At 67.9% G+C, this 24,409-nt stretch carries 23 protein-coding genes and 1 pseudogene; 14 read left to right on the forward strand and 10 right to left on the reverse strand.

Features of this window, described 5'->3' with window-relative positions:
* On the forward strand, positions 1-636 hold a 636-nt coding region (locus F615_RS19455; RefSeq protein WP_019561466.1), incomplete at its 5' end, for an Imm72 family immunity protein.
* Positions 637-640: 4 nt separating this feature from the next.
* Here the strand turns inward: F615_RS19455 and F615_RS0112170 are convergent.
* On the reverse strand, positions 641-1,219 hold the full coding sequence (locus F615_RS0112170) for an MOSC domain-containing protein (protein ID WP_019561467.1): 579 nt from the start codon (positions 1,217-1,219) through the stop codon (positions 641-643).
* Between the two features lie 7 nt (positions 1,220-1,226).
* Positions 1,227-2,105, reverse strand: coding sequence for a substrate-binding domain-containing protein (locus F615_RS0112175; RefSeq protein WP_019561468.1), 879 nt, complete (start codon positions 2,103-2,105; stop codon positions 1,227-1,229).
* Positions 2,106-2,466: 361 nt separating this feature from the next.
* Between F615_RS0112175 and F615_RS0112180 the strand changes: the two genes are divergently transcribed.
* A complete protein-coding gene (locus F615_RS0112180) occupies positions 2,467-4,332 on the forward strand; it encodes a phosphoenolpyruvate carboxykinase (GTP) (protein WP_019561469.1) in 1,866 nt (621 codons plus the stop codon).
* Between the two features lie 81 nt (positions 4,333-4,413).
* Here F615_RS0112180 and F615_RS0112185 read toward each other — a convergent pair whose 3' ends face one another.
* Entirely contained in the window at positions 4,414-4,695 is a 282-nt protein-coding gene (locus F615_RS0112185) for a hypothetical protein (RefSeq protein ID WP_019561470.1), read from the reverse strand.
* A gap of 126 nt (positions 4,696-4,821) precedes the next feature.
* Between F615_RS0112185 and F615_RS0112190 the strand changes: the two genes are divergently transcribed.
* The gene (locus F615_RS0112190) at positions 4,822-5,775 is read left to right on the forward strand and encodes a LysR family transcriptional regulator (protein WP_019561471.1); all 954 of its coding nucleotides are present in this window, start codon (positions 4,822-4,824) and stop codon (positions 5,773-5,775) included.
* On the opposite strand, the gene F615_RS0112195 is transcribed toward F615_RS0112190, so the two are convergent.
* Together F615_RS0112195 and F615_RS0112200 are read right to left on the reverse strand one after the other, a co-directional pair.
* On the reverse strand, positions 5,776-7,092 hold the full coding sequence (locus F615_RS0112195) for a D-amino acid dehydrogenase (RefSeq protein ID WP_019561472.1): 1,317 nt from the start codon (positions 7,090-7,092) through the stop codon (positions 5,776-5,778).
* A gap of 36 nt (positions 7,093-7,128) precedes the next feature.
* Positions 7,129-7,806, reverse strand: coding sequence for a LysE/ArgO family amino acid transporter (locus F615_RS0112200; protein WP_019561473.1), 678 nt, complete (start codon positions 7,804-7,806; stop codon positions 7,129-7,131).
* A 73-nt stretch (positions 7,807-7,879) separates the two neighbouring features.
* Between F615_RS0112200 and F615_RS0112205 the strand changes: the two genes are divergently transcribed.
* The 4 genes from F615_RS0112205 to F615_RS0112220 all read left to right on the forward strand — a co-directional run bounded on the left by F615_RS0112205 (position 7,880) and on the right by F615_RS0112220 (position 11,807).
* The gene (locus F615_RS0112205) at positions 7,880-8,800 is read left to right on the forward strand and encodes a LysR family transcriptional regulator ArgP (RefSeq protein ID WP_019561474.1); all 921 of its coding nucleotides are present in this window, start codon (positions 7,880-7,882) and stop codon (positions 8,798-8,800) included.
* A 49-nt stretch (positions 8,801-8,849) separates the two neighbouring features.
* Positions 8,850-10,442, forward strand: a complete 1,593-nt coding sequence (locus F615_RS0112210) for an alkaline phosphatase D family protein (RefSeq protein WP_019561475.1) — start codon at positions 8,850-8,852, stop codon at positions 10,440-10,442.
* A 178-nt stretch (positions 10,443-10,620) separates the two neighbouring features.
* A complete protein-coding gene (locus F615_RS19460) occupies positions 10,621-10,824 on the forward strand; it encodes a hypothetical protein (protein WP_019561476.1) in 204 nt (67 codons plus the stop codon).
* 368 nt (positions 10,825-11,192) lie between these two features.
* The gene (locus tag F615_RS0112220; RefSeq protein WP_026330278.1) at positions 11,193-11,807 is read left to right on the forward strand and encodes a TetR/AcrR family transcriptional regulator; all 615 of its coding nucleotides are present in this window, start codon (positions 11,193-11,195) and stop codon (positions 11,805-11,807) included.
* Between the two features lie 6 nt (positions 11,808-11,813).
* Here the strand turns inward: F615_RS0112220 and F615_RS0112225 are convergent, their stop codons facing one another.
* Entirely contained in the window at positions 11,814-12,236 is a 423-nt protein-coding gene (locus F615_RS0112225) for a universal stress protein (protein WP_019561478.1), read from the reverse strand.
* 380 nt (positions 12,237-12,616) lie between these two features.
* Positions 12,617-13,544: pseudogene (locus F615_RS19225) on the reverse strand (LysR family transcriptional regulator).
* A 128-nt stretch (positions 13,545-13,672) separates the two neighbouring features.
* Here F615_RS19225 and F615_RS0112235 point away from each other — a divergent pair.
* Positions 13,673-15,190, forward strand: coding sequence for a CoA-acylating methylmalonate-semialdehyde dehydrogenase (locus F615_RS0112235; protein WP_019561481.1), 1,518 nt, complete (start codon positions 13,673-13,675; stop codon positions 15,188-15,190).
* 27 nt (positions 15,191-15,217) lie between these two features.
* Here F615_RS0112235 and F615_RS0112240 read toward each other — a convergent pair whose 3' ends face one another.
* The gene (locus tag F615_RS0112240; RefSeq protein WP_019561482.1) at positions 15,218-16,144 is read right to left on the reverse strand and encodes a LysR family transcriptional regulator; all 927 of its coding nucleotides are present in this window, start codon (positions 16,142-16,144) and stop codon (positions 15,218-15,220) included.
* 123 nt (positions 16,145-16,267) lie between these two features.
* Between F615_RS0112240 and F615_RS0112250 the strand changes: the two genes are divergently transcribed.
* On the forward strand, positions 16,268-17,710 hold the full coding sequence (locus tag F615_RS0112250) for an NADP-dependent isocitrate dehydrogenase (protein WP_026330279.1): 1,443 nt from the start codon (positions 16,268-16,270) through the stop codon (positions 17,708-17,710).
* A 21-nt stretch (positions 17,711-17,731) separates the two neighbouring features.
* Here F615_RS0112250 and F615_RS0112255 read toward each other — a convergent pair whose 3' ends face one another.
* Both F615_RS0112255 and F615_RS0112260 read right to left on the reverse strand, forming a co-directional pair.
* Positions 17,732-18,127, reverse strand: a complete 396-nt coding sequence (locus F615_RS0112255) for a nuclear transport factor 2 family protein (protein WP_019561485.1) — start codon at positions 18,125-18,127, stop codon at positions 17,732-17,734.
* Positions 18,128-18,194: 67 nt separating this feature from the next.
* Entirely contained in the window at positions 18,195-20,075 is a 1,881-nt protein-coding gene (locus tag F615_RS0112260; protein WP_019561486.1) for a PhoX family protein, read from the reverse strand.
* 156 nt (positions 20,076-20,231) lie between these two features.
* Here F615_RS0112260 and F615_RS0112265 point away from each other — a divergent pair, with 156 nt between their 5' ends.
* The 5 genes from F615_RS0112265 to F615_RS0112285 are packed head-to-tail and all read left to right on the forward strand — an operon-like array spanning position 20,232 to position 24,406.
* A complete protein-coding gene (locus F615_RS0112265) occupies positions 20,232-20,993 on the forward strand; it encodes an SDR family NAD(P)-dependent oxidoreductase (RefSeq protein ID WP_019561487.1) in 762 nt (253 codons plus the stop codon).
* A gap of 35 nt (positions 20,994-21,028) precedes the next feature.
* On the forward strand, positions 21,029-21,892 hold the full coding sequence (locus F615_RS0112270) for a branched-chain amino acid ABC transporter permease (RefSeq protein ID WP_019561488.1): 864 nt from the start codon (positions 21,029-21,031) through the stop codon (positions 21,890-21,892).
* A gap of 1 nt (position 21,893) precedes the next feature.
* A complete protein-coding gene (locus tag F615_RS0112275) occupies positions 21,894-22,928 on the forward strand; it encodes a branched-chain amino acid ABC transporter permease (RefSeq protein ID WP_019561489.1) in 1,035 nt (344 codons plus the stop codon).
* The gene (locus F615_RS0112280) at positions 22,921-23,712 is read left to right on the forward strand and encodes an ABC transporter ATP-binding protein (RefSeq protein WP_019561490.1); all 792 of its coding nucleotides are present in this window, start codon (positions 22,921-22,923) and stop codon (positions 23,710-23,712) included. The genes F615_RS0112275 and F615_RS0112280 overlap by 8 nt, the downstream gene beginning before the upstream one ends.
* Positions 23,699-24,406 carry an ABC transporter ATP-binding protein gene (locus F615_RS0112285; RefSeq protein ID WP_019561491.1) on the forward strand — a complete coding sequence of 236 codons (708 nt, stop codon included), beginning with the start codon at positions 23,699-23,701 and terminating at the stop codon, positions 24,404-24,406. Before F615_RS0112280 ends, F615_RS0112285 begins: the two co-directional genes overlap by 14 nt.
* The last annotated feature ends 3 nt before the right edge of the window (positions 24,407-24,409 follow it).

A 24,409-nucleotide genomic window follows, 5' to 3' on the forward strand; every position in this document is an offset into this window, starting at 1 on the left:
GCGCCCGGGTCACCCTGGAATGCGCTGGCCACCTTCCACCCGGTGTACCAGTTGCCGATGAACGACCCCAAGCACCTGAACTTCCCTGCTCAGTTGCCCGAAGTGCCCGCTCCCACGGACCTCACCGTGAACACCGGCGAGGAGGTGCCCGTCGATGGCATCTATGAGCCCGAATGGGGCGAACCCGTGCAGCCCGACCCCGGACTGTGGGCGCGCATGCAGGCGGCCCTGGGCATGCGCCCCAGCCTGTTCGAACCCGCCCCCCAGCCCCTGGTTCGCCGCCGGCACATCGGCTGTATGAACTACCTGGTGGCGCACACGGTGGCGCCCACCTATCGGGATGAGGAACGAGACAAGCCCTGGCCGGTGACGTGGCGGCTCATCTGGAAGGACGAGCGCTACCTCGACGGCACGATCCCCGAGGAAGAAGCGCAGTACATGGCCCCGGTGGAACCGGCGGCCAATGAACGCCCGCCTTCAACCCCCGCCGGCCAGCCCTGCCCGCGCACGGGCTGGTGGTTCACCCCCGCCAAGGCCCACAGCCGCCGTCACTTCCAGGCGGGCGAGGTGATGCCGGATTTCGCCACCGACTGGGGACGGGTCATTTGGCAGTGGGACGAGCGGCAAGAGGGCTGATGACTCAGCGCCGCACCCGGGCGGCGAAGAGTTCGGCGATGCTCACCTCGCGCGGGCCGGGCACCAGCTCGAAGGGGTCGCCGGGGCTCACGTGTCCTTCCTCGCGCACGGCGAGATAAAAGCCGCAGTAACCCGACTGGACCATCAGCCGCGCCGACTGGCGAAAGCCCATCGCATGCTCGAACTTGAAACACGGGTAACGGGGCTCGCTGATGGCCAGCGCGCAGTGTGGAAAACGCAGCACGTCACCGATCCAGGCCTCGGTTTCGGTCAGACCGCTGAGCGTGAGGTTCTCGCCCAGGGGGCCGAAGGGCAGCTCGGCGTCCCAGGCCGCCACACGGGCCTGGGCGCGCACCGTGCGCCAGAACGCATAGTGTTCGACAGGATAGGCGTACACCGCCTTGGACAACCCGCCATGCACACTGGGGTCGGCCTGCTCGTCGCCTTGCAGCCCCAGGCGCCGCACCGCCACCGGCGCCTGGACCGGCCGTTTGGCGTAGGCGCTGAGCACCTCGCGGCCCTGGATGTGCAGCGGCTGCGCCACCCCCACCTGGACCGACAACACTCGACCAGACCGCGGCATCCGCACCTCAGCGGCCTGGCCGCACGGCCTGATAGCCCCCGGGCGCCGAGGCCACGGCCCGCCGCCCGATGGGCCCGGTCAGCCAGTCGAGGAAGAGCTTGCCGGCCGGATGGTTCACGCGAAACGAGCGCATCGCGTGGTACAGGTCGATCAGGCGCACGTCACCGTCGATGACGACGCCCAGCCGCTCGCGCTGGCGCGAGGCCAGCCAAACGCCGCGCTCCACCAGCACATAGGCTCCCCGTTCATTGGCCTGGGCGAGCGTCTCGCCCATGCCGCCGACGGCCTGTTGATACCAGGGCCCCTGGGGCTCCAGGCCGGCGGCCTGCCACAGCTGGCGCTCCTTGGCCCGCGCACCGGTACGCTCGGCCGGCGCCACGAACAGCGCCTGCCCCTGCGCGCCGGCCTCGGCCAGCCGCGCCAAGGCCGCGGCCACGTCGGTGCTGCCGGCCAGACCCAGTGGGTCGCGCGAGGGCAGGGCCTTGCGCCCCTGGGCCGGTGCAGCCTGGGGCTGCATCGGCCCGGCCAGCACGAACCGATTGGATGCCACGAAACGCCGATCGTGCACCAGGCCCTGCTTCAGCAAGGCCTCCTCGGCCTGCGGCGCATGGGTGATGGCCACGTCGATTTCTCCTTGTTCCAGCCAGGCCAGCATGCGCTCGCTGGGGCCGGGGATGGTGTCCACGGCCAGGCCGGTGTCGCGGGCCATGGCGCGGCGAATGTGCAGCGCAAAGCCGCTGTCATGCAATGCGGTGGCCACCCCCACCAGCAAGGCCTGCGTTTGGGGGCGCCGCTGCTGGGCCTGGGTCGGCCCCAACCAGGCCGCCAGCGACATCGCACTGGCGGCATGCAGCAGACGGCGACGCGAACAGGAAGCGCAGACCATGGGCGCACGGCACGGATCGGGACGCCCCTGCATCTTACTGAATGTGCTGAATGGACCACCGCCGACCTGCTTTCGCACACCGACCGATGCGCCCGGCATGTTCCCATACCGAAATTGCATAACCCCAGGTCGCCCCGGAGTTACCACCGGATTACACTGAGCAAACCGCCTTGCCGGACGCCCCCCAACCGGGCCACGGCAAGCCCTGCGGTGCGCCAGAGATCGAGGCGTCACCCTGCGGCATTTGGCGAACCCCGAGCGCCGGCCCCCGTGCCTGCCTCCCCGTGCCCGTGTTTTTACGGCGGGTTCCCGTTCGAGGTTGTCCAAATTCCGTTGTGGGCTTTTTGAGTTTGGAGCGACCATGAACCAACCCGTCATGCAGGGCCTGCGCTTGCAGGCGCCGGCTTATGTCAAAAACGCCAAGGTCTTGGCCTGGGTGGCTGAGATGGCTGCGCTGACCGAGCCGGCGGCCATCCACTGGTGCGATGGCAGCCAGGCCGAATACGACCAGCTGTGCGAGCAATTGGTGCAATCGGGCACCTTCCGGCGGCTCAATCCGGCCAAACGGCCGGGCAGCTATCTGGCCTGGAGTGACCCCAGCGACGTGGCACGGGTGGAAGACCGCACCTTCATCTGCAGCCGCCGCAAGGAAGACGCCGGTCCGACGAACAACTGGGTGGCGCCCGAGGAGATGCGTGCCATCTTGCAGACGGGGCCCAACGCCTTGTTCAAAGGCTGCATGCGCGGGCGCACGATGTACGTGGTGCCGTTCTCGATGGGCCCGCTGGGCTCGCCGATCGCCCACATCGGCATCGAGCTGTCGGACAGCCCCTATGTGGCGGTGAACATGCGCCTGATGACCCGCATGGGTCGGGCCGTCTTCGACGTGCTGGGCACCGATGGCGACTTCGTGCCTTGCGTGCACAGCGTGGGCGCGCCGCTGGCGCCCGGCCAGAAGGACGTGGCCTGGCCGTGCAACCCGACCACCAAATACATCGTCCACTATCCGGAAACCCGCGAGATTTGGAGCTACGGCTCAGGCTACGGCGGCAACGCCTTGCTGGGCAAGAAATGCTTTGCGCTGCGTATTGCCTCCACGATGGGCCGTGCGCAAGGCTGGCTGGCCGAGCACATGCTCATCCTGGGCGTGACCAACCCGCAGGGCAAGAAGTACCACATTGCCGCGGCCTTCCCGAGCGCCTGCGGCAAGACCAATTTCGCGATGCTGATCCCGCCCAAGGGCTTCGAGGGTTGGAAGGTCACGACCATCGGCGACGACATCGCCTGGATCAAGCCCGGCCCCGACGGCCGCCTGTATGCGATCAACCCCGAAGCCGGCTACTTCGGCGTGGCCCCGGGCACGAACGAGCAGACCAACCCGAACTGCATGGCCTCGCTGCGCGAGAACGTGATCTTCACCAACGTGGCGCTCACCGACGACGGTGACGTGTGGTGGGAAGGCATGGGCCCGGCGCCTGAGCACGCGCTGGACTGGCAAGGCCAGGACTGGACGCCGCAAATCGCCAAGGAGACCGGCCGCAAAGCCGCCCACCCCAATGCCCGCTTCACCGTGGCAGCCACCAACAACCCGGCCCTCGACCCGGCCTGGGACGACCCCGCCGGCGTGCCCATCGATGCCTTCATCTTCGGCGGCCGCCGCAGCACCACCGTGCCGCTGGTGACCGAGGCGCGCAACTGGGTCGAAGGCGTCTACATGGCCGCCACCATGGGCTCGGAAACCACCGCCGCGGCCGTCGGCCAACAAGGCGTGGTGCGCCGCGACCCCTTCGCGATGCTGCCCTTTGCCGGCTACAACATGGCCGAGTACTTCCGGCACTGGCTCGACCTGGGCGAACAGCTCCAACGCAGCGGCGCCCGCCTGCCGAAGATCTACACCGTCAACTGGTTCCGCAAAGACGAAGCCGGCCGCTTCGTGTGGCCGGGCTTCGGCGAAAACATGCGCGTGCTGAAGTGGATGATCGACCGCATCGAAGGCCACGGCCAAGGCCAGGAGCATGTCTTCGGGGTCACGCCTCGCTACGGCGATCTGCACTGGGCGGGGCTGGAGTTCAGCCGTGAGCAATATGCCCAGGTCACCAGTCTGGACCTGCAAGCCTGGCAAGAGGAGCTGAAACTGCATGAAGAGCTGTTCCAGCAACTCGCGCACGGCCTGCCCCGTGAACTGATCGACACCAAGGAGCGCTTGGCGCAGCGTCTGGCTGCCTGAGCAAGCCTTGCCTTCCAAGCAAAAAGCCGCCCGAGGGCGGCTTTTTTCATGCGCCCACGCCGATGGCGAAGGCCGCAGCGCTCATGCCCGCGCGGACTCGTCGTCTTCGGACTGCAAACGCGCGGCCGCGGCGCGCAGTTCGGCGGCAAAGCCCGGCTGCGAGACGCTGTAGCTGTCGGCCAGACGCAGCATCTCCTGGATGGCGCGCGCCTGTGCCCAGCGCTGACGCTGCTCGATGAGGTGGCGACCCACGGTGCGCAAGCCCTGCAGCAGGCCCGCGAAGAGACGAGCTGCCCAAGACGCACCGCGCGGAGGAGCGGTCTTGACCGGGGCCGACGGGAGCTTGATGGTCGTGGCAGACATGGTGATCTCCTTTCCGTACACGCCTGATGCGACGTGACGGAAGGAAGTCTAGGGTAAACCCTAGGTATGTTGCCAATGGATTGTTGAAATCACTGATATTCACATTATTTATGTCATGATCGCCGCATGAGCTTCCGCACCCTGGACCTCAATTTGCTGCGGGTGTTCGACCAGGTGATGGCCGAACAAAACCTGACACGGGCCGCGCAGCGTCTGGCCATGACCCAACCGGCGGTCAGCAATGCCTTGCGTCGGCTGCGTGAGGCCTTGGGCGATGAGCTGTTCACCCGCACGGCCTTCGGCGTGAAGCCCACGCCCAAGGCCGAGGCCTTGTGGCCGGAGGTCAGAGCCGCGCTGGAGCGTCTGCGCGAGGCCATCGAGCCGCGCCACTTCGACCCGCGCACCCAGGAGGCGAGCTTCCGCCTGGCCATGGCCGACGCCACCGCGGCCACCTTGCTGCCGGCGCTGGTGCAGGCCATCGAATCCGCCCAAGCCCTCACCAACGTGCGGGTCGTCCCGCTGACCACCCGCGACCCGCGTCCCTGGCTGGAGCGCGGTGAGGCCGATTTCGCGATTGGCTACTTCCCGCAGGCCGTGGCGGCGCTGGAGGCCGAGGGCGCTCAAGCCACCATTCACCACCAGCGGCTGTACGATGGGCACTACGTGTGCGTGATGCGCAAAGGCCACCCCCTGGCGCAAGGCGAACTCACGCTCGATCGGTTCTGTGAGGCCCACCATTTGTTGGTGAGCTTTTCCGGGCGCCCGCATGGCTTCGTGGACGAAGCCTTGGCCGCGCTGGGCCGCAGCCGGCGGGTGGTGCTCACGGTCAACCAGTTTTTCACCGCCGGGCGCGTGGTGACCGGGTCGGACCTGTTGACCGTCTTGCCCTACGAGTTTTTATCGGCCACCGGTTTCGAGGACGAGTTGGCCATCCAGCCCATCCCGCTGGCCCTGCAAGGCGTGCATGTGGAGGTGCTGTGGCACCAACGGCACGACCGGCATCCGGCCCATGTCTGGATGCGCGAGCACATCGTGGCGGCCGGTCAGGCGCACCAGCGCCGCCAGGCGTCTCGGGGGTGATCAGGCCGCGGCGCGGCGCCAAGGGCGGGCCGACGCCGCGGCCGTCGGGAACCCGTAGAAGCCGAAGTCCAGCGCCGGCCGCTGGCCGCTCATCAGCGCGGCCAAGGCGCGCCCCGAGCCGGCGCCGTGCGTCCAGCCCAGCGTGCCGTGGCCGGCATTCACCCACAGGCGGCCCACCCGCGTGCGGCCGATGTAGGGGATGTTCGAGGGCGTGCTGGGACGCAGGCCGGCCCAGAAGTGGGGCTCGGACAGGTCGGCCACGCCGGGGAAGAGCTGCTCGTAGCGCGCAAGCAAGGCCTGACAACGCACCCGCGCCGTGGGCGTGTCCAGGCCGGTGTCGTAGCCGGCCAGCTCGGCCGTGCCCGCAATGCGCACGAACTCGCCCAGGCGGGAAATGGCGATCTTGCGGCTGTCGTCCAGCAGGCTCACGACGCTGGCGCGTTCGGGATGCTTCAGCCGCAAGGTGGCCGAATAGCCCTTGGCCGGGTAAATGGCCAGCCCGACGCCCAGCGGGCGCAGCAATGGCGCGGTGTACGAGCCCAAGGCAGCCACATAGGCATCGGCCACCAGGGTGTGCGGCCGACCGCTGCGGCGCTCGGCCACGCGCACGCCGAGCACCTCGCCCCCACCGGCCTCGATGCCGAGGATGTCATGCTCGTACAGAAAACGAGCGCCGCGCTGCGCACACCGGCGCGCCAACTGCTGGGTGAAGACGCGGGCATCGCCCGACTCGTCGGTGGGCGTGTAGGTGCCGCCCGCAATGTGCGAACCGAACGCCGCCAGCGCGGGCTCCACCTTGAGCACGTCTTCCCGGCTGAGCACGCGGCGGTCCACGCCGTACTTGCGCATCAGCTCGGCGGCGGCGGCGCCTTCCTCGAAGTCCTTGGGCGTGGAGAAGAAATGCAAGATGCCGCGTTGCAGACGCTGGTACTCGATGCCGGTGCGCTGCACCAACTCCTGCAGCGACTCATGGCTATAGCGGCCCAAGGCCACGAGCTGGCGCACATTGCGCTCGAAGGCCGCATCATGGCACTGGGCGAGGAAGCGCAAGCCCCACAGCCACTGCTGCGGGTCCAGCCGGGGGCGGAACAACAGCGGCGAGTCGTCGCGGGCCAGCCATTTCAAGACTTTCAGCGGCGCGCCGGCGCTGGCCCAGGGTTCGCAAAAACTCACCGAGATCTGGGCGCCATTGGCAAAACTGGTCTCCAGCGCGGCATCGGGCTGACGGTCGACCACGGTGACCTCGTGCCCCTCCTCCAGCAGGTACCAGGCCGTGCTGATGCCGACGATGCCGGCGCCTAGGACGATGACTCGCATGATCGACTCCTTCGAAGGAACGGGGCCTCCCGGGGGTCAGACCCCCGAGCCCCCTAGGGGTTGCAGCAGCAGTTGCGCCGCAATCCAAAACATCACCGCGGCGATGGCCACATCCAAGGCCCGCCACACCTCGGGGCGGCGCAGCCAGCCCGAGGCCAGGCGCGCCCCGTAGCCCAGCAGGCCAAACCACGCGGCCGAGGCCGCCCCCGCGCCGGCCACGAAGGCCCAGCGCGCCGCCGGCGGATGCTGCGCGCCCAGCGCCCCCATCAGCACCACCGTGTCCAGGTAGACATGGGGGTTCAGATAGGTCAGCGCCAGCGCCGTCGCCAGCGTGGGCGCCAGGCCGCGGTCGGCCCCTTGGGCCACCAAGCCGGCCGTAGCGCCTGACCAAGCGCGCCGCGCTGCCAACGCCCCGTAGGCGATCAGGAAAGCCGCCCCGCCGTAGCGCATGGCGGCCAACCAGGTCGGCGAGGTGGCCAGCCAACGGCCCAAGCCCATCACGCCCAGCGTGGTCAACATCCAATCCGACACGATGCACAGGGCCACCACGGCGCCCACGTGCCGGCGCGCCAAGCCTTGGCGCAAGACCAAGGCGTTTTGCGCGCCGATGGCCACGATCAAGCCGGCCATCGCAACCCAGCCTTGCAACCCGGCTGCCACCACGGCAGGCGAGTTCAACACGACAACGGCGTGGGTCGGATCGGGGGCCACCATCCGGCCATTGTCGGCAGGCGGCGCGCTTCAGTGAAGCAAGATGAATAAAGTTCCGATTACATTAGAACCACTTATGAACGATCTGGACCCTGCCGCCTTGGAATGTTTGGCTGCGCTGGTGGACGAAGGCAGCTTCGAGCGCGCCGCGGCGCGGCTGAGCCTCACGCAGTCGGCCGTCTCGCAGCGCTTGCGGGCGCTGGAGGCCCGCCTGGGCCAGCCGGTGGTGGTGCGCTCGCGTCCGCTGCGACTGACCGAGGCCGGCAAGGTGTTGCTGCGCTTTGCGCGTCAGTGGCAAGCGCTGCGCGCCGACGTGGCCCGCGAACTGGAGGCCGCCGGCCGAGCGGACGATCGGCTGCCGATCGCCGTCAATGCCGACAGCCTGGCCACTTGGGTGCTGCCGGCCTTGGATGCGCTGGTGCAAGCCGGCGTCTTCCTGGAACTGGTGGTGGACGACCAGGATTTCACCCACGACTGGTTGCGCCAAGGGGCCGTGTTGGGCTGCGTGAGCACGGTGCGCCAAGCCCTGCGGGGCTGCCGCGTCACCCCGCTGGGCGTGATGCCTTATGTGGCCGTGGCCAGTCCGGCCTTCGTCGCGCGCGAGCTGCCCCAGGGCTTGCACCGGCGCAACTTCTCGCAGGTGCCCTTCCTCGTCTTCAACCGCAAGGACGACATGCAGGCGCAATGGGTCAGCCGCGCGTTCGGGGTGCGACAACCCCGCCTGCGCGAACGCTTCGTGCCCTCGTCGGACGCCTATGTGCGCGCAGCCGTGATGGGCTGGGGCGTGGGCGTGGCCCCGGAACTCCAGGTGCGCCCCCATGTCGAACGCGGCGAGTTGCAAGTCTTGCACCCCGAGGTGCGTTTGCCGGTGGCTTTGCACTGGCACCAATGGAAGCTGGGCGATGATCCTGGCCCGCAGGCCCGGGCCAGTTTGCTCGATCGCGTCGGCCTGGCTTTGGCGGCCGGAGCACGACACGCCTTGGAGCCCGTGGCTTGAGCCGCTGCACTCATTCCACTCATTCGACTCCGCGACCATTCTGCCCACGATGCCTGCCCTGCCCGACCGTCGCGCCTTCCTGACCCAGCTCTCGCGCACGGCCGCGGCCGTGGCGCTGGCCCGCCTGGCCGCCCCGGTGGCAGCCCAGCCCGACGGCGCTCGCATCACCGACGATCCTTTCACGCTGGGCGTGGCCAGTGGCATGCCGCGGCCCGAGGGCGTGGTGCTGTGGACCCGGCTGGCACCACGCCCTTTGGAGCCTGACGGTGGCCTGCCCCCCGTGGCCATGAAGCTGCAGTGGGAAGTGGCCGACGACGAGCACTTCCGCAAGGTGCGTCAGCGTGGCGAGGTCTGGACCGGCCCGCAACGGGCCCATGCCGTGCATGTGGAAGTGAAGGGGCTGCCCAGCGGGCGCACTTACCACTACCGCTTTCACTGCGCAGGCGCCAGCAGCCCGGTGGGCCGCACCCGCACGGCGCCGGCCGAGGACGCCGAAGTCGGCCTGCTGCGTGTGGCGCTGGCGTCCTGCCAGCATTACGAGCAAGGCTACTTCACCGTGCACCGCGAGATCGCGCGGCAAGACCTGGACTTCGTGCTGTTCGTCGGGGACTATCTGTACGAAACCAGCCATCCGCAGCGGCGCCTGCGCCGCCATGGGCCGCGGCCGATCACCTTGGCCGATTTTCGGCGCCAGCATGCCTGGTACAAGCTCGACCCCGATCTGCGTGCCGCCCATGCTGCCCATCCCTGGGTGCTGACCTGGGACGACCACGAGGTCGAAAACGACTATGCCGGCGATCGCAGCCCCTTGCTGCCCGACCCGCAAGCCTTTCTCGCCGTGCGTGCGGCCGCCTATCAGGCTTACTTCGAACACCTGCCGCTGGCCCCATGGATGGCCCCGCAAGGCCCGCACATGCGCATCCACGATCGCTACCCCTGGGGCCGGCTGGCCGAGCTGTGGACCCTCGATGCTCGGCAGTATCGCTCGCCCCAAGCCTGCGCCACTGCACAGCGCCCCTTGGGCGGACGCTTGGCCGCGCCCTGTGCGCTGCTGGGGGACGCGCAGCGCAGCATGCTGGGCGGCGATCAGGAACGCTGGCTGCACGACGGCCTGAGCACCTGCCCCCGACAGTGGAAGCTGCTGGGCCAGTCCACCCAAATGAGCCCGTGGGGCGTGGACACTCCGTGGGGACGCCGTCTCTACACCGATGGCTGGGACGGCTACCCCGCCGCCCGCGAGCGCCTGCTGAGGGGCATCGCGCAAGCCCGGGTGCGCGATGTGGTGGTCTTGGGCGGCGACGTACACCGCCATGTCGCCGCCGACCTGCGCGTGGTCCCCAACGATGCGCGCTCGCCAGTGGTGGCCAGCGAGTTCGTCACCAGCTCGATCACCAGCGCGGGGCTGCCGGACTACGCCATGGGGCTGGTGCGATCGAGCAACCCGGACCTGCAGCATGCGCGTTCGGACGAACGAGGCTATGTGCTGCTGAGCCTGGACGCCCGCCATGCGCGCGCCGAATTCCGCGCCACCGCGCACCCCGTGCTCGCCGACGCCCGGCTGGCCACGCAGGCGGTCTATGTCGTCGCCGCGGGACGCGCCGGCGTGCAGGCCGAGCACGCGGCCGCGCTGGCCCGTCGCTGAACGCAGCGCCCCACAGGCTGCGCCCGCCCCGCAGTCGAGGGGGCCGGGCTGTGCAAATGTCGCCACATCCCCCTCCAATTCGGGATATCGCCCCCTTCAGGCCGGGCGCACACTGCCGACACATGAGATGAGACAAGGCACCGCCCCCCCAGGCCGTGCCCCCCACGGAAGGTGCACCATGGCCCGCTTTGCATTGCCCCCCTGGAACCGTGCGCCCGCGCCAGCGGCGCCCGCCTATGAACCCGACCCGGCCGATCTGGGCACCGAGCTCGGCTTGGAAGCCCGCCTGGGCGGCGAGGTGCCCGCCCCGCCCCACCATGACCGCAGCGCCCGAGACGCGCACGCCCCGCACGAAGACCGCTTCGGCCAGGACGACGTTTGAAGGGCTCACGGCCCACGGCGCCACGGGCCGCGGTGGCGCGCTGCGCGGTGGTGGATCCCGCGCTGAGGGATCCAGACGCTGAGCTGGGCCGCGGCTCCGTGTCGATCAGGTCCCAAGCCGGTGCGAGCTGTCCAAAGCCCAACGCGGTGGCCGTCGACCATTTCTTCATGGCCATACGCCTGACCCTGTATCGGTGTCCCCCAAAGCCTCTCCCGCCGGATCCGAAGTCGTCCAGGGACCGCTTCGGGACCCGCCGAGCAAAATTACCCATCAGTTCCATTTTCAACCGATTGGTATTTTGTGTGACCCGATGGTTGCGCTTCGACGGATTCGTATGCTTTGCTGACGGCGGGTCTACAATGCAGCCCATGGCCCGCATGTCGTTCAAGGAACAGGTGCTTCGCGCCCGCGAAGACGCCATCGTCTCGTCGGTCAACCGGCTGCTGGCCGAAAAAGGCTTCGAGATGATGACCGTGGACGAGGTGGCCGCCGATGTGGGCATCGCCAAGGCGAGCCTGTACAAGCACTTCACGTCCAAGGAAGAGCTGGCCGCCGCGGCCATGATCCGCGTGCTGCAGCGGGCGCTGGACTTCACCGCGACGCTGGAGGCCGACGCGCATTTGGCGCCGATCGACAAGCTGCGCGCCACCGCACGCTGGACGATGGAGGTTCAGCTCGCCGGCGAGATGCCTTCCCTGCCCTCGCAGAACTCCAGTCTGCGCCAGGCGCTGATCGCCAACCGGCAGTACATGGACCGGCTGATGGCGCTGAGTGAGCGGCTGGGCGCCTGGATCGTCGCGGCCCAAGCCGGCGGGCAGATCAACCCGGCCCTGCCGCCGGAAGTGGTGCTCTACACCCTGTACGCCCGGGCCTGCGATCCGGTGCTGAGCTTTCTGAAGGCCGGCGGGCAGTACAGCGATGCACAGATCATCGACACCTTGCTGTCGACCTGCTTCGACGGCCTGCGCGGGCCGCCACGCTGAGCCCGTTCAGCGCACCAGCAAGACCGGCGTCTTGCAATGGGCGATCACATGGGTCGCCACCGACCCCATGACCAGATTGCCCAAGGCGCTGTGGCCATGCGAGCCCATGACCACCAGGTCGAACTTGCCGCTGGCTGCCGCCTTGGCAATGATCTCCCCGGGGTGGCCGACTTTGTGCGCCGTCTTGCACTTCAACCCTTGCTTGTCGAAGAAGGTGCGCACGGGCTTGAGCACCTTTTCGGCCTCGTCGGCGTAGTACTCGGCCAGCGTTTCCTTGTCGATCACGGCCGCCGCCCGCGGCGGCACGGCCGGCACGGCCGTCAGCACGGTGTAGTCATGCGCACTGCCGAACAGTTCATCATGGGCTGCCAGATAACCCAACATGCGCTTGGTGTAGACGCTGCCATCGACGGCGACGAGGATCTTCATGGAAACGCTCCTGAAAGGGGGCATGGCCCACAGCTTGTCATCACCGCGAGGGGCCGGGCTTGATGTGCGTCAAGATCATACGCAGGCTGTCTCGGACCCCAGGCGATGCCGCACGTTCGCAGGCATCCCCTTTCAGAGGGATGGGTTCTGCACAGCGGGCAGGCTACAGTGGAATCGTGCTGTCACACGGGGCGGACTCGACAGTCGCCGGGCTTGCACCGATGCCGCGCCAGGCATCGCGCGATAGGCCCATGATCACACCACGATCACAGTCTCCCAACGACGTCCTTTTTAGGACTTTCTCGCCCACCTTCGCGGTGGGCGATTTTTTCTCACCGCAGGGCCCCGCAAAGCGTGGCGGTGCACGAGCCGTGCGGCCCTCAGGGGCAAAAGCCTGCGGCCAAGGTTTCGCGCAAGTAGGCCACCAGGGCCTGCACCGCGCGCGGCACCACCGGGCTGTACGGGCGGATCGCATAGATGCGCTCACCGAAAGCGCCCACCGGCCGCCAGCGCGGCAACACCGCCACCAAGCGGCCGGCTTGCAGCGCGGCCTGGGCGCTGAAGTCTGGCAGCACCGCCAAGCCCAGCCCGCCGAGCACCGCCTCGCGCAACACCTCGCTGTTGTTGGCCGCAAAGGGCCCACGCACGGGCACGGTGACGCGCTGGCCTTGGGCCGACTCGAAGGACCAGGTCGCGCTCTCGCCGGGCCGCGGATAGCTCAGGCAGTCGTGCGCCACCAGCTCCTGAGGATGCTCGGGCACACCACGTCGGCGCAGGTAGGCCCGGCTGGCCACCAGCCAGGAGCGGGTCTCGCACAGGGTCCAGGCCACATGGGTGTCCGGGGGGGGCAGCGGTGTGGCGCACCGCCAGGTCGAAGCCCTCCTGGGCCAAGGAGACCAGGCGGTCGGAAAGATCCATCTCGATGCGCACCTGCGGATGACGGCGCAAGAACTCCGGCAGCCGCGGCACGATCTGCTGCCGCCCCAGCGCCACCGGCGCACTCAGGCGCACCAGGCCGCGCGGCTGGGCGGCCAGGTCGCGCACCTGGGCGAAACCGCGCTCGATCTGCGCATAGGCCTCGCGCGTGGCGTCCACCAGCTGTTGGCCTGCCTCGGTCAGCCGCACCGAACGGGTGGTGCGCTGCACCAACGGCACGCCGGCGGCGCGCTCGAGTTCGACGATGCGCTGGCTCATCGCCGCCTTGGAGATGCCCAAGCGGCGTGCGGCCGCGGTGTAACTGCCTTGCGCGGCCAACTCGCCCAAGGCATGGACATGGCCCCACAGGCTCTCGATGCGCTCGCCCACCATGATTGGTTCCAATTTCTGGGTCACGATTGTTCATCATTCTGAACGACATGGTCAGCCGCCGGCGCTTGGAAGGGCCGCAGCGGCGGCCTAGACTGGGTGCATCGCCAAGTCTTCGCAGGAGCAACGAGATGGGAACCTCTACGGCCGCATTTCACGCCACCGTGGCCCACTGGATCGCCGGACGTCACACGGCCGGTGCGAGCGGCCGCGCCCAGCCGGTGTATCAGCCGGCCACCGGTGCGGTGGCGCGGGAAGTGGTGCTGGGCGGCGTCGAGGACGTCAATGCCGCGGTGGCCGCCGCGCAGGCCGCCTTCCCGGCCTGGGCCGACACCCCGCCCATCCGCCGCGCCCGCGTGTTGTTCAAGTTCCTCGAACTGCTCCACCAGCATCGTGACACGCTGGCGGAAATGATCACCGCCGAGCACGGCAAGGTGTATTCCGATGCGCAGGGCGAGGTCACGCGCGGCATCGAGATCGTGGAATTCGCCTGCGGCATTCCGCAGTTGCTCAAGGGCGACTACACCGAGCAGGTCTCCACCGGCATCGACAACTGGACGCTGCGCCAGCCGCTGGGCGTGGTGGCCGGCATCACGCCCTTCAACTTCCCGTGCATGGTGCCGTGCTGGATGTTCCCGGTGGCCCTGGCCTGCGGCAACAGCTTCGTGCTCAAGCCCAGCGAGCGCGATCCCTCGCCCTCGATCTTCATGGCCGAGCTGCTGCAACAGGCCGGCCTGCCCGATGGCGTGTTCAACGTGGTGCAAGGCGACAAAGTCGCCGTCGATGCGCTGCTGGCGCATCCGCAGGTCAAGGCGCTGAGCTTCGTGGGCTCCACGCCGATTGCGCAATACATCTACGAGACCGGCGCCCACCACGGCAAGCGCGTGCAGGCGCTGGGCGGGGCCAAGAACCACATGGTGGTGATGCCCGATGCCGATCTGGACCAGGCGGTGGACGCGTTGATCGGCGCGGCCTATGGTTCCGCCGGCGAGCGCTGCATGGCGATTTCCGTGGCGGTGCTGGTGGGCGAGGTGGCCGACCAGATCGTGCCGCGGCTGGCCGAACGGACCCGGCAGCTCAAGATCAAGAACGGCATGGAACCCGATGCCGAAATGGGCCCCATCGTCACGAAGCAGGCGCTGCAGCGCATCGAAGCCTACATCGCCGAAGGCGTGCGCGAAGGCGCGCACCTCGTGGTCGATGGTCGTGGCCATACGGTGAGCGGCCACGAGCACGGCTTTTGGCTGGGCGGCACGCTGTTCGACCATGTGACCCCCTCGATGCGCATTTACCGCGAGGAAATCTTCGGCCCGGTGCTGTGCTGCGTGCGGGTGCGCGACTTTGCCGAAGCCGTGGCGCTGGTCAATGCGCACGAGTATGGCAATGGCGTGGCCTGCTTTACCCGCGATGGCCACGTCGCGCGTGAATTCGCGCGGCGCATCGAGGTGGGCATGGTCGGCATCAATGTGCCCATTCCCGTGCCCATGGCCTGGCATGGCTTCGGGGGCTGGAAACGCTCGCTCTTTGGCGACATGCACGCCTATGGCGAGGAAGGCGTGCGCTTCTACACCCGGCAGAAGTCGGTGATGCAGCGCTGGCCGCAAAGCACGCCCCAAGGAGCCCAGTTCGTGATGCCCACCGCGCACTGACGGACCGCGCACTGATCGACCGCGCCCTCAGCCGCGCCGCGCCGGGCGAGGGCGCAGCGCCTGCAGCATGTGCTGGCGAAACGCCTGCGCGATCGGCGACAGCTGCTTGCCGCGCGGGGTGACGAGGTACCAGCTGTTCGGAATCGGAAAACCCTGCACCGGCAGCTCCACCAGATTGCCCGGGGCCATGTGGGTGAGCGCATGGCGACTGAGGATGGTCACCCCCAAGCCGGACAAGACCGCTTCCTTGATGGCCTCGTTGCTGGCGATGGTCAGCGTGCGGCCCAGCGTCCAGCCCTGCTGGGCCAGATAGGTTTCGATCGCATGGCGCGTGCCCGAGCCGGGCTCGCGCATCAGCAGCCGCTCACCGGACAGATCCTGCCAGCGCAGCCGACGACGGCGCACCAGTGGGTGATCCTGCGGGGCGATCAGCACCAACGGGTTGTCGGTCAGCCACTGGGCCTCGATGTCCAGTTCGCGCGGCGGATGGCTGAACACGTAAAGATCGTCGAGGTTGGCTTGCAAGCGCTGCCGGATGTCGGCGCGGTTGCCCACCTGCAGCTCCACCTCCACCTGCGGATGCGCCTTGCAGAACGGGCCCAGCAGCGCCGGCACCAGGTACTTGGCCGTGGTGACCACGCCCAGCCGCAGGCGGCCAATGGACAGGCCGGCTCGTTGGGCCAGCCGCATCTCCAGCCGGTCCAGCACCTCGAAGAGCTCGCGTGTGGCCGCCAACACCTCTTCGCCGACGTCGGTGAGGTACAGCCGCTTGCCAATCTGCTCGAAGGGCTGCACGCCCAGGGCCTCGGAAAGTTTGGCCAGTTGCGTGGACACCGTGGGCTGGGCCAAGTGCAGCGCGTGCGCCGCCTCGGTCACGCTCAGGCGCTCGGCCACGGCCTTGAAGATTTCGAGCTGCCGAAAGGTGGTCTGACGGGTGTGCAGGCGGGTTTTCATGGCCGGGCTCCATCAATCGATATTCATAGATATTAATGGCATAGATAATCTATTTTTCAAAATCTTCGTGTTCTTCAAGAATTTCGGTGCGGCCCACCCGGCCGCATGAACGGAGAACACGCCATGAGCCCATCCCTGCCTCTTGTGACCGTCGCACCTGGCGACGGTATCGGCCCGTCGTTGATGGAGGCCACCTTGCGCATCCTGGATGCCGCGGGCGCGCGCTTGGACATCCGCACGATCGAACTGGGCGAAGCGGTCTATCGAGCCGGCCACGCGTCAGGCATCGCCCCGCAGTCCTGGGACGTGCTGCGCGACAGCCACGTGCTGCTCAAGGGCCCCATCACCACGCCGCAAGGCGGGGGCTACAAGAGCCTGAACGTGAGCCTGCGCAAGGCGCTGGGCCTGTATGCGAACGTGCGGCCCTGCGTGGCCTACCACCCGGTGGTGCCCACCCGGCACCCCGGCATGGACGTGGTGATCGTGCGCGAGAACGAGGAAGACCTCTACGCCGGCATCGAGCACCGTCAGACCGACGAGGTCGTCCAATGCCTCAAGCTCATCACACGACCGGGCTGCGAGCGCATCGTGCGCTATGCCTTCGAGTACGCACGCCGCCACGGGCGGCGTCGCGTCACCTGCTTCATCAAGGACAACATCATGAAGATGACCGATGGGCTCTTCCATCGCGTCTTCGAGGAGATTGGCGCGCAGTACCCCGAGCTGCAACGCGACAGCCTGATCGTGGACATCGGCACCGCACGCCTGGCCGATGCGCCGCAGGATTTCGATGTCATCGTCACGCCCAATCTCTACGGCGACATCGTCTCGGACGTGGCTGCGCAGATCGCCGGGTCGGTGGGCATGGCCGGTTCGGCCAACATCGGCGAGCACTGCGCGATGTTCGAGGCCATCCACGGCTCGGCACCGCAGCTGGCCGGCCGCGATGTGGCCAATCCCTCCGGATTGCTGAATGCGGCAGTGCTGATGCTGCTGCATCTGGGACAGGCCGAGGTGGCGCAGCGGGTGCACAATGCCTGGCTGAGCACGCTGGAAGAGGGCCTGCACACGGCCGACATCTTTCGCGAGGGTCACAGCCGCCAGCGGCTGGGCACGCAAGCCTTCGCGCTGGCCGTGGTGCAACGCCTGGGGCGCGAGCCGCAAATCCTGCGCCCCGCTCGCTTCGATGCGCAAGGCCCGCTGCAACTGCCAGCGCCGGCGCGTCGTGCACCGGCTCGCAAGCAGCTCGTCGGTGTCGATGTGTTCCTGCACTGGAGCGGCTCGTCGCCCGAGCCGCTCGCCCAAGCGCTACGACGCCTGACCCCGGGCTTGCTCGGCCTGCAGCTCATCACCAACCGTGGCGTGAAGGTGTGGCCGCACGGCCTGCCGCAAACCTTTTGCGTGGACCATTGGCGCTGTCGCTTCAAGGCCGCCAACGACGGCCTGCGCTTCGACGAGGTGCTCGATTTGCAGGCCAGGCTGCACCAAGCCGGCTATGAGGTCATCAAGACCGAAAACCTCTACCACTTCGACGGCGAGCCCGGCTATGCCGGGGTGCACGGCTGAAGGCGCGCCTGGCCGCAGCACTCAGCGCCGCGCTTGCAGCATCGCCGCCATGCGCTCGTGGATCAGGTGCACCGCCTTCAACGGCCGCAACATGACCTTGAAGTCGGTGATCTGGCCGGCCTGGTTCCAGCACAGGATGTCCACGCCGTTGATGTACAGACCGTCGAGCTCGAGCTCGAGCTCGAACTCCAGCATCGCATCGGACGGGCCGACGATCTCGCGCACATAGCGGAAACTCGGGTGGCCAAACACCTGGAAGGCCGCACCGAGATAGGCCGCTGCCAGCGCCCGCCCCCGCTGCGGCGTGTGCACCACGGGGGAGTGGAAGACGGCGTCTTCGGCCAACAGGGCATGCAGCCCTGCGGCATCTTGCTCGCGCACCAGTCGGTGCCAGGTGTCCAGAGGATGAGGCGTCATGGGCGGCATGCCAGGGGTCGATGGGCGGCAGTATCGGGCCATCCAGACCGAAAGTCGAGCCCACCGCTCACGTGCCCACCACGCCGCCATCACGCTTGCGAATGGCCACCGTGGCCGATCGGGGCCGGCCGCCGTCAGGCCAGCGGGAGTGTTGGGTGGGCTGCGCCGGGTCGGTGCGGTCGTTCTCCGGCTCGCCCGGGTGCTGGATGTTGACGAACATCGTGGTGCCGTCAGGGGTCATGGTGGCGCCGGTGATCTCGGCGCCGCGGGGGCCGGTGAGGAAGCGGCGCACTTCACCCGTGGCCGGATCACAAGCCAGCATTTGGTTGTTGCCCAGCCGCGCGAACTCGCCGCGGCTCATGACGCTGGCACTCATGTCGGTCTGGATCCACAGCACACCGCGCGGATCGACCCACAGGCCATCGGGGTTGGCGAACGCATCGCCGCGGATGTTGCCTTGCGCTTCGGTGCGCGCATTCATCGGGTCGCCGGCCAAAAGGAACACCTCCCAGGTGAAGGTTTCACCGTCGAAGTCGCCCTCCTCGCGCCAGCGAATGATGTGGCCCATGTGGTTGCGTGCGCGCGGGTGGGCGGCGTCCACACCCGGGAAGCCTTCGGTGCCGCGGCGGCTGTTGTTGGTCAGTGAACAAAACACCTCGCGCGTGACCGCGTTGACCGCCACCCATTCGGGACGGTCCATCGGCGTGGCCCGCAACGCATCGCTGGCCTGGCGGGCCTGGATGAGCACCTGGCCCTGGTCGGCAAAGCCATGGGCTGCCGTCAACGGCCCGCGGCCATGCACCAAGGGCAGCCAGCGGCCACGGCCATCGGCGTCGAAGCGCGCGACGTAGAGCGTGCCGTGGTCCAGCAGCTCGGCATTGGCCTTCGCACCACCGGGGCGGATGGCATCGCGCGAGACGAATTTGTAGAGGTACTCGAAGCGGGCATCCTCGCCGCTGTAGACGACCGCACGGCCGTCGCGGGTGACGGCCACGGTGGCGCCCTCATGGGCCGCACGGCCCAAGGCGGTGCGCTTGACCGGCATGGACTGCGGATCGAAAGGATCGACCTCGACGATCCAACCGAAGCGGTTCGGCTCATGCGGGTGGCGCGCGGCATCGAAACGTTCGTCGAACTCATGCCAGCGGTAGCCCCAATCGGCCCCCATCCCCCAGCGGCGCTGGTGGGCATCGAGCAGTGTCGGGGCGGCAAAGTAGCCGATGAAGTTCTCTTCCCCGCTGAGATAGGTGCCCCAAGGGGTGAGGCCGGCGGCGCAGTTGTTCAAGGTGCCCAGCACGGTGCGGCCCGCCGGGTCGGCCGCGGTGCGCATCAGCGGATGGCCGGCGGCAGGGCCGCGCAACGCACACGGTGTGAAGGCGGTCAGGCGGCGCGCATAACGTGAGGGGAGCACCAGCGCCCAGCGACCATCGCGCAGGGTCACCTCCACCACCGAGATGCCATGCGCGGCCTGGCTCTTGCGCACTTTCTCGGCCGACCAGTGGGCCATGCCGTCGGGATGCAGCAAGCCCTCATCGGTGTATTCATGGTTCATCACCAGCAGCCCACGGTCGCTGCGGCCCTCCAGCGGAAAGAACTGCAGTCCGTCGTGATGCATGCCCAGTTGCGCCGCCTGGTCGGCCGCGCTGTGGCTTGCGTCGGCGCGCCACGGCGGCATGTGCCCGGGCAAGCCCACGGGCTCGCCCCAGCGCGCGATCACCTGGGCCTCGTAGCCCTCGGGCACGACCACGGTGTCGGCCGTCGATGGCGGCACACCGCGAAAGCCCAGCAGGCGCGACGACGACGCCGAAGCCGACGCCAGACCCAGCGAGGCGAGCGCCACGGCCGTGCCGCCTTGTAGCACGCGGCGGCGCGAAAGGTCGCACAACGACCGCAGGTCCACACATTCGCTGCGATTGGACCATTCCATGCGTTCGTAGTCCTTGGGCATGACGCCTCACCTTGCTGAATGTGCCCTGAAGAAGTGCACGACCGTCCACAAACCTAGGGCAGACCCTGGGGTTGTCTCATGGGTGACTGCGGCCATTGGGACCCTTCCCCTACCTTGTGCCCACGCATTATCGAGAAGGAAAGAAGGAGACAGCGGATGCAGCTTTTTCGCCTGGACCACAAGGTGGCGATCGTGACCGGCTCCAGCCGGGGCATCGGCCGCTCGATCGCCGAGAACCTGGCGCGCTGCGGCGCGCGGGTGGTGATCTCCAGCCGCAAGGCCGAGGCCTGCGAAGCCGTGGCCCAGGCCATCCGCGACGAAGGCGGGCAGGCCATGGCCATCCCCGCCAACATCTCGTCCAAAGAGCAGCTCCAAGCCTTGGTGGCGCAAACCCGCGAGCACTGGGGGCCGATCGACATCTTGGTGTGCAATGCCGCCAGCAATCCCTACTACGGCCCTAGCACCGGGATGAGCGATGAGGTCTTCGACAAGATCATGCGCAACAACGTGCTGAGCAACCATTGGCTGTGCCAGATGGTGCGCGAAGACATGGCGGCCAAAAAGGACGGGGCCATCATCATCGTCTCGTCCATCGGCGGTTTGCACGGCTCGACCACCATCGGCGCCTACAACATCTCCAAGGCGGCCGACATGCAGCTGGCGCGCAACCTGGCCGTGGAATGGGGGCCGGACAACATCCGCGTCAATTGCATCGCCCCGGGCGTGATTCGCACCGATTTCGCCAAGGCCTTGGTCGACGACCCGCGGGTGCGCGCGCTGATCGAAACGCAGCTGCCGCTGCGCCGCTTCGGCGAGCCCGATGACATCGGCGGCATCGCAGTGATGCTGGCCTCGGCCGCTGGACGCTACATCACCGGGCAGACGATCGTGGCCGATGGCGGCTACATGATCCGCTGAGCCTGCGCCCTTCCCTTCCACACGGAGCTCTCCCCTTGGATTCGTTCTTCCAGCAAGTGCTCAACGGGCTGACGCTCGGGGGCATTTACAGCTTGGTGGCCCTGGGTCTGACCCTGGTCTACGGCATCTTGCACGTGCCCAATTTCGCGCACGGGGCGTTCTACATGGCCGGAGCTTATGCGGCGTTCTGGCTGATCACCGAGCAAGGCTTCCACTACTGGGTGGGCATGGCCGGTGCCGCAGTGGCGGTGGCGCTGATCGCCGTTGCGGCCGAGCGGCTGGTGTTCCACCCGCTGCGTGAGGCCCCGGCCCTGCACCACATGATCGCGGCCATCGGCCTGCTGCTGTTCTTGGAAGCCGGCGCGCAGGCCGTGTGGGGCGCCGACTTCCACCGCCTGCCCACGCCCTACACCGGCATCGTCGACATCGGCGGCGCCACCGCCCCGGTGCAACGCTTGATGATCGTCGGCGCGGCCTTTGCGTTGATGGTGGCCTTGCACCTGTTCCTGAAGAAGACGGTGATCGGCTCGACCATCATCGCGATGGCGCAAAACCGGCAGGGCGCGGCCCTGGTGGGCATCGACCCCAACCGCGTGGCGATGCTGACCTTTGCGATCTCGGGCGCGCTGGCCGCGGTGGCCGCCACGCTGTATGCGCCGATCAACCTCATCTACCCCGCCATGGGCCACCTGGTCATCACCAAGGCCTTCGTGATCATCATCCTGGGCGGCATGGGCAGCGTGCCCGGCGCGATCGTCGGTGGCTTGATCATCGGCTTTGCCGAGAGCTTCGGCGCCTTCTACATCTCGCCCGACTACAAGGACATCATCGCCTTTGCGCTGCTGGTGGTGATCCTGTCGCTGCGCCCCGAGGGGCTGCTCACCAAGGGAGTGCGCTGACATGGACCGCCTCTTGGACCTTTTGCACGGCAAGCTCGGCTGGAGCCTGCTGCTGGCTGCCGGCATCGTGTTTCCCTTCGTGGCCGGCAACGACTACCACCTCACGGTGATGTCCACCGCCTACATCTATGCGCTGGCCACCCTGGGGCTGAACCTCATCACCGGCTACACCGGCCAATTCAACCTCGCGCACGCCGGCTTCATGGCCGTGGGTGCCTACACGGTGGGCATTCTCACGGTGGACCATGGCCTGCCCTTCTGGGTGGCGTTTGCGCTGTCGGGCGCGGTGGCCGCCGTGCTGGGCTTTTTCGTCGGCATCGTCTCGCTGCGGCTCAAGGGCCATTACTTCTCGATCTTCACGCTGTGCGTGGGCTACATCCTGTACCTCGTGATCGAAAAGTGGGAGAGCCTCACCCACGGCACGGTGGGCATCATCGGCATCCCGTCGCCCTCGCCCATCGGCCCGCTGCAGTTCGAGTCGCCGCGCGAGCTGTACTACCTGGTGCTGTTCTTCCTGGCCGTGGGCCTGTGGGCCATGCACCGCATCGTCCACTCGCTGGTCGGGCGCAGCTTCGTGGCCGTGCGCAACAGCGAGGATTTGGCCGAGGCGCTGGGCCTCCACCTGATGCGCACCAAATTGACGGCTTTCGTGCTGTCGGTCGTCTATGCCGGGTGGGCCGGTGGCCTGTACGCGGGCTTCGTGCGCTTTCTGGGCCCCGGCGTGGCCGGAGTGGAGCACACCTTCGACATGACGATGTACATGCTCGTGGGTGGCATCGGCACGATGTTGGGTCCGTTGCTGGGCGCTGTGGCCATGCCCTGGCTCACCCAGTACCTGCAGTTCCTGCAGGAATACCGCTTCGTGGTGTTCGGCCCCCTGCTCATCGTGCTGATCATCTTCCTGCCGCACGGTGTGGTGGGCAGTGGGCTGCAGTGGCGCGCGCGGCGCCAGTCGCAGCAGGCCGCGGCGGCCCACGCCGCGGCCCGACAGCGCCCTGCCGCAGCCTGGTCCCCTCAGGAGGATGGCCATGCTTGAGATCCATCGACTGACCAAGCGCTTTGGCGGCCTGGCGGCCGTGCGCGAGGTGAGCACCACGATCGAGCCCGGCTCGATCCACGCGATCATCGGCCCCAACGGCGCGGGCAAAACCACGTTGTTCAATCTGATCAGCGGCGCCCTGAGGCCCACCAGCGGACGCATCGTCTACGAAGGCCGCGACGTCGCTGGCCTGCGCGCCGACCAGATGGCGGCGCTGGGCGTGGCCCGCACGTTCCAAACCACCGCGCTGTTCGACCGCGCCACGGTGCTGGACAACCTCATCGTGGGCCACCGCTTGCGCACCCGCTCAGGGCTGTGGGACGCGCTGTTGCGCACCCGCCGCCTGCGCGAAGAAGAGAAGCGCTGCCGGCACCAGGCAGAGCAGGCGCTGGATTTCGTGGGCCTGAGCCATGCGGCCCACCGCATGGCCGGCGACCTCTCGCAGGAAGAGCGCAAGCGCGTGGCCTTCGCGCTGGCGCTGGCCACCCAGCCCAAGCTGGTGCTGCTGGACGAACCCGCCGGCGGTGTGAACCCCGAGGAGACCGCGGGGCTGGCCGCGCTCATCCGCAAGATGCGCGACAGCGGCCTGACGGTGTGCCTGATCGAACACAAGATGGACATGATCATGCGCCTGGCCGACAAGATCGTGGTGCTGAACTACGGCGAAAAGATCGCCGAGGGCCGCCCGGCCGAGATCCGCCGCCATCCGCAAGTGATCGAAGCCTACTTGGGCCGCGACGACACCCATGGCATCCAGGAGGTCGCCGATGCTGCAGCTTGAGAACGTGAGCCTGCACTACGGCGCGTTCCGCGCGCTGCACGGCGTGTCGCTGCATGCCGACGAGGGCGAGCTGGTGGTGTTGCTCGGTGCCAATGGGGCCGGCAAGAGTTCGATCTTCCTGACCGCCAGCGGTCTGCTCAAGCCGTCTGGCGGGCGCATTCGGCTGCGTGGCAAAGACATGACGAGTGCCAAACCGGCCCGCTGGGTCCAGCAGGGCCTGGTGCTGTGCCCCGAAGGCCGCAAGCTCTTTCCCGGCATGTCGGTGCTGAAGAACCTGATGCTGGGCGCCTATGTGCACCGGCGCGACCGCAAGGGCAACGCCAAGCTGCTCGAGGAGGTCTTCGACCTGTTCCCCATCCTGCGCGAGAAGAAGGACCAAGCGGCCGGCTCGCTGTCGGGCGGGCAGCAGCAAATGGTGGCCATCGGCCGCGCGCTGATGGGCCGACCCCAAGCCTTGCTGCTGGACGAGCCGTCGCTGGGGCTGGCGCCGCTGGTGGTCAAGCAGGTGCTGGAAGTGATCCAGCGCATCAACCGCGCCGGCACCACGGTGCTGTTGGCCGAGCAAAACGCGTACGCCGCGCTGCAGATCGCCCACCGCGCCTACGTGCTGGAAGGTGGGCGCATCGTGATGGAAGGCCGCCGCGAGGAGCTGCTGGGCCACGACGCCATCCGGCGGGCCTACATCGGCGCTTGATGT

The organism is Caldimonas manganoxidans ATCC BAA-369 (assembly GCF_000381125.1).
Lineage (GTDB): Bacteria > Pseudomonadota > Gammaproteobacteria > Burkholderiales > Burkholderiaceae_C > Caldimonas > Caldimonas manganoxidans.

Coding starts and splice junctions, on each gene's coding strand:
- F615_RS0112170 (WP_019561467.1), bottom strand. CDS start 1,219: ATGCCGCGGTCTGGTCGAGTGTTGTCGGTCCAGGTGGGGGTGGCGCAG.
- F615_RS0112175 (WP_019561468.1), bottom strand. CDS start 2,105: ATGGTCTGCGCTTCCTGTTCGCGTCGCCGTCTGCTGCATGCCGCCAGT.
- F615_RS0112180 (WP_019561469.1), top strand. CDS start 2,467: ATGAACCAACCCGTCATGCAGGGCCTGCGCTTGCAGGCGCCGGCTTAT.
- F615_RS0112185 (WP_019561470.1), bottom strand. CDS start 4,695: ATGTCTGCCACGACCATCAAGCTCCCGTCGGCCCCGGTCAAGACCGCT.
- F615_RS0112190 (WP_019561471.1), top strand. CDS start 4,822: ATGAGCTTCCGCACCCTGGACCTCAATTTGCTGCGGGTGTTCGACCAG.
- F615_RS0112195 (WP_019561472.1), bottom strand. CDS start 7,092: ATGCGAGTCATCGTCCTAGGCGCCGGCATCGTCGGCATCAGCACGGCC.
- F615_RS0112200 (WP_019561473.1), bottom strand. CDS start 7,806: ATGGTGGCCCCCGATCCGACCCACGCCGTTGTCGTGTTGAACTCGCCT.
- F615_RS0112205 (WP_019561474.1), top strand. CDS start 7,880: ATGAACGATCTGGACCCTGCCGCCTTGGAATGTTTGGCTGCGCTGGTG.
- F615_RS0112210 (WP_019561475.1), top strand. CDS start 8,850: ATGCCTGCCCTGCCCGACCGTCGCGCCTTCCTGACCCAGCTCTCGCGC.
- F615_RS19460 (WP_019561476.1), top strand. CDS start 10,621: ATGGCCCGCTTTGCATTGCCCCCCTGGAACCGTGCGCCCGCGCCAGCG.
- F615_RS0112220 (WP_026330278.1), top strand. CDS start 11,193: ATGGCCCGCATGTCGTTCAAGGAACAGGTGCTTCGCGCCCGCGAAGAC.
- F615_RS0112225 (WP_019561478.1), bottom strand. CDS start 12,236: ATGAAGATCCTCGTCGCCGTCGATGGCAGCGTCTACACCAAGCGCATG.
- F615_RS0112235 (WP_019561481.1), top strand. CDS start 13,673: ATGGGAACCTCTACGGCCGCATTTCACGCCACCGTGGCCCACTGGATC.
- F615_RS0112240 (WP_019561482.1), bottom strand. CDS start 16,144: ATGAAAACCCGCCTGCACACCCGTCAGACCACCTTTCGGCAGCTCGAA.
- F615_RS0112250 (WP_026330279.1), top strand. CDS start 16,268: ATGAGCCCATCCCTGCCTCTTGTGACCGTCGCACCTGGCGACGGTATC.
- F615_RS0112255 (WP_019561485.1), bottom strand. CDS start 18,127: ATGACGCCTCATCCTCTGGACACCTGGCACCGACTGGTGCGCGAGCAA.
- F615_RS0112260 (WP_019561486.1), bottom strand. CDS start 20,075: ATGCCCAAGGACTACGAACGCATGGAATGGTCCAATCGCAGCGAATGT.
- F615_RS0112265 (WP_019561487.1), top strand. CDS start 20,232: ATGCAGCTTTTTCGCCTGGACCACAAGGTGGCGATCGTGACCGGCTCC.
- F615_RS0112275 (WP_019561489.1), top strand. CDS start 21,894: ATGGACCGCCTCTTGGACCTTTTGCACGGCAAGCTCGGCTGGAGCCTG.
- F615_RS0112280 (WP_019561490.1), top strand. CDS start 22,921: ATGCTTGAGATCCATCGACTGACCAAGCGCTTTGGCGGCCTGGCGGCC.
- F615_RS0112285 (WP_019561491.1), top strand. CDS start 23,699: ATGCTGCAGCTTGAGAACGTGAGCCTGCACTACGGCGCGTTCCGCGCG.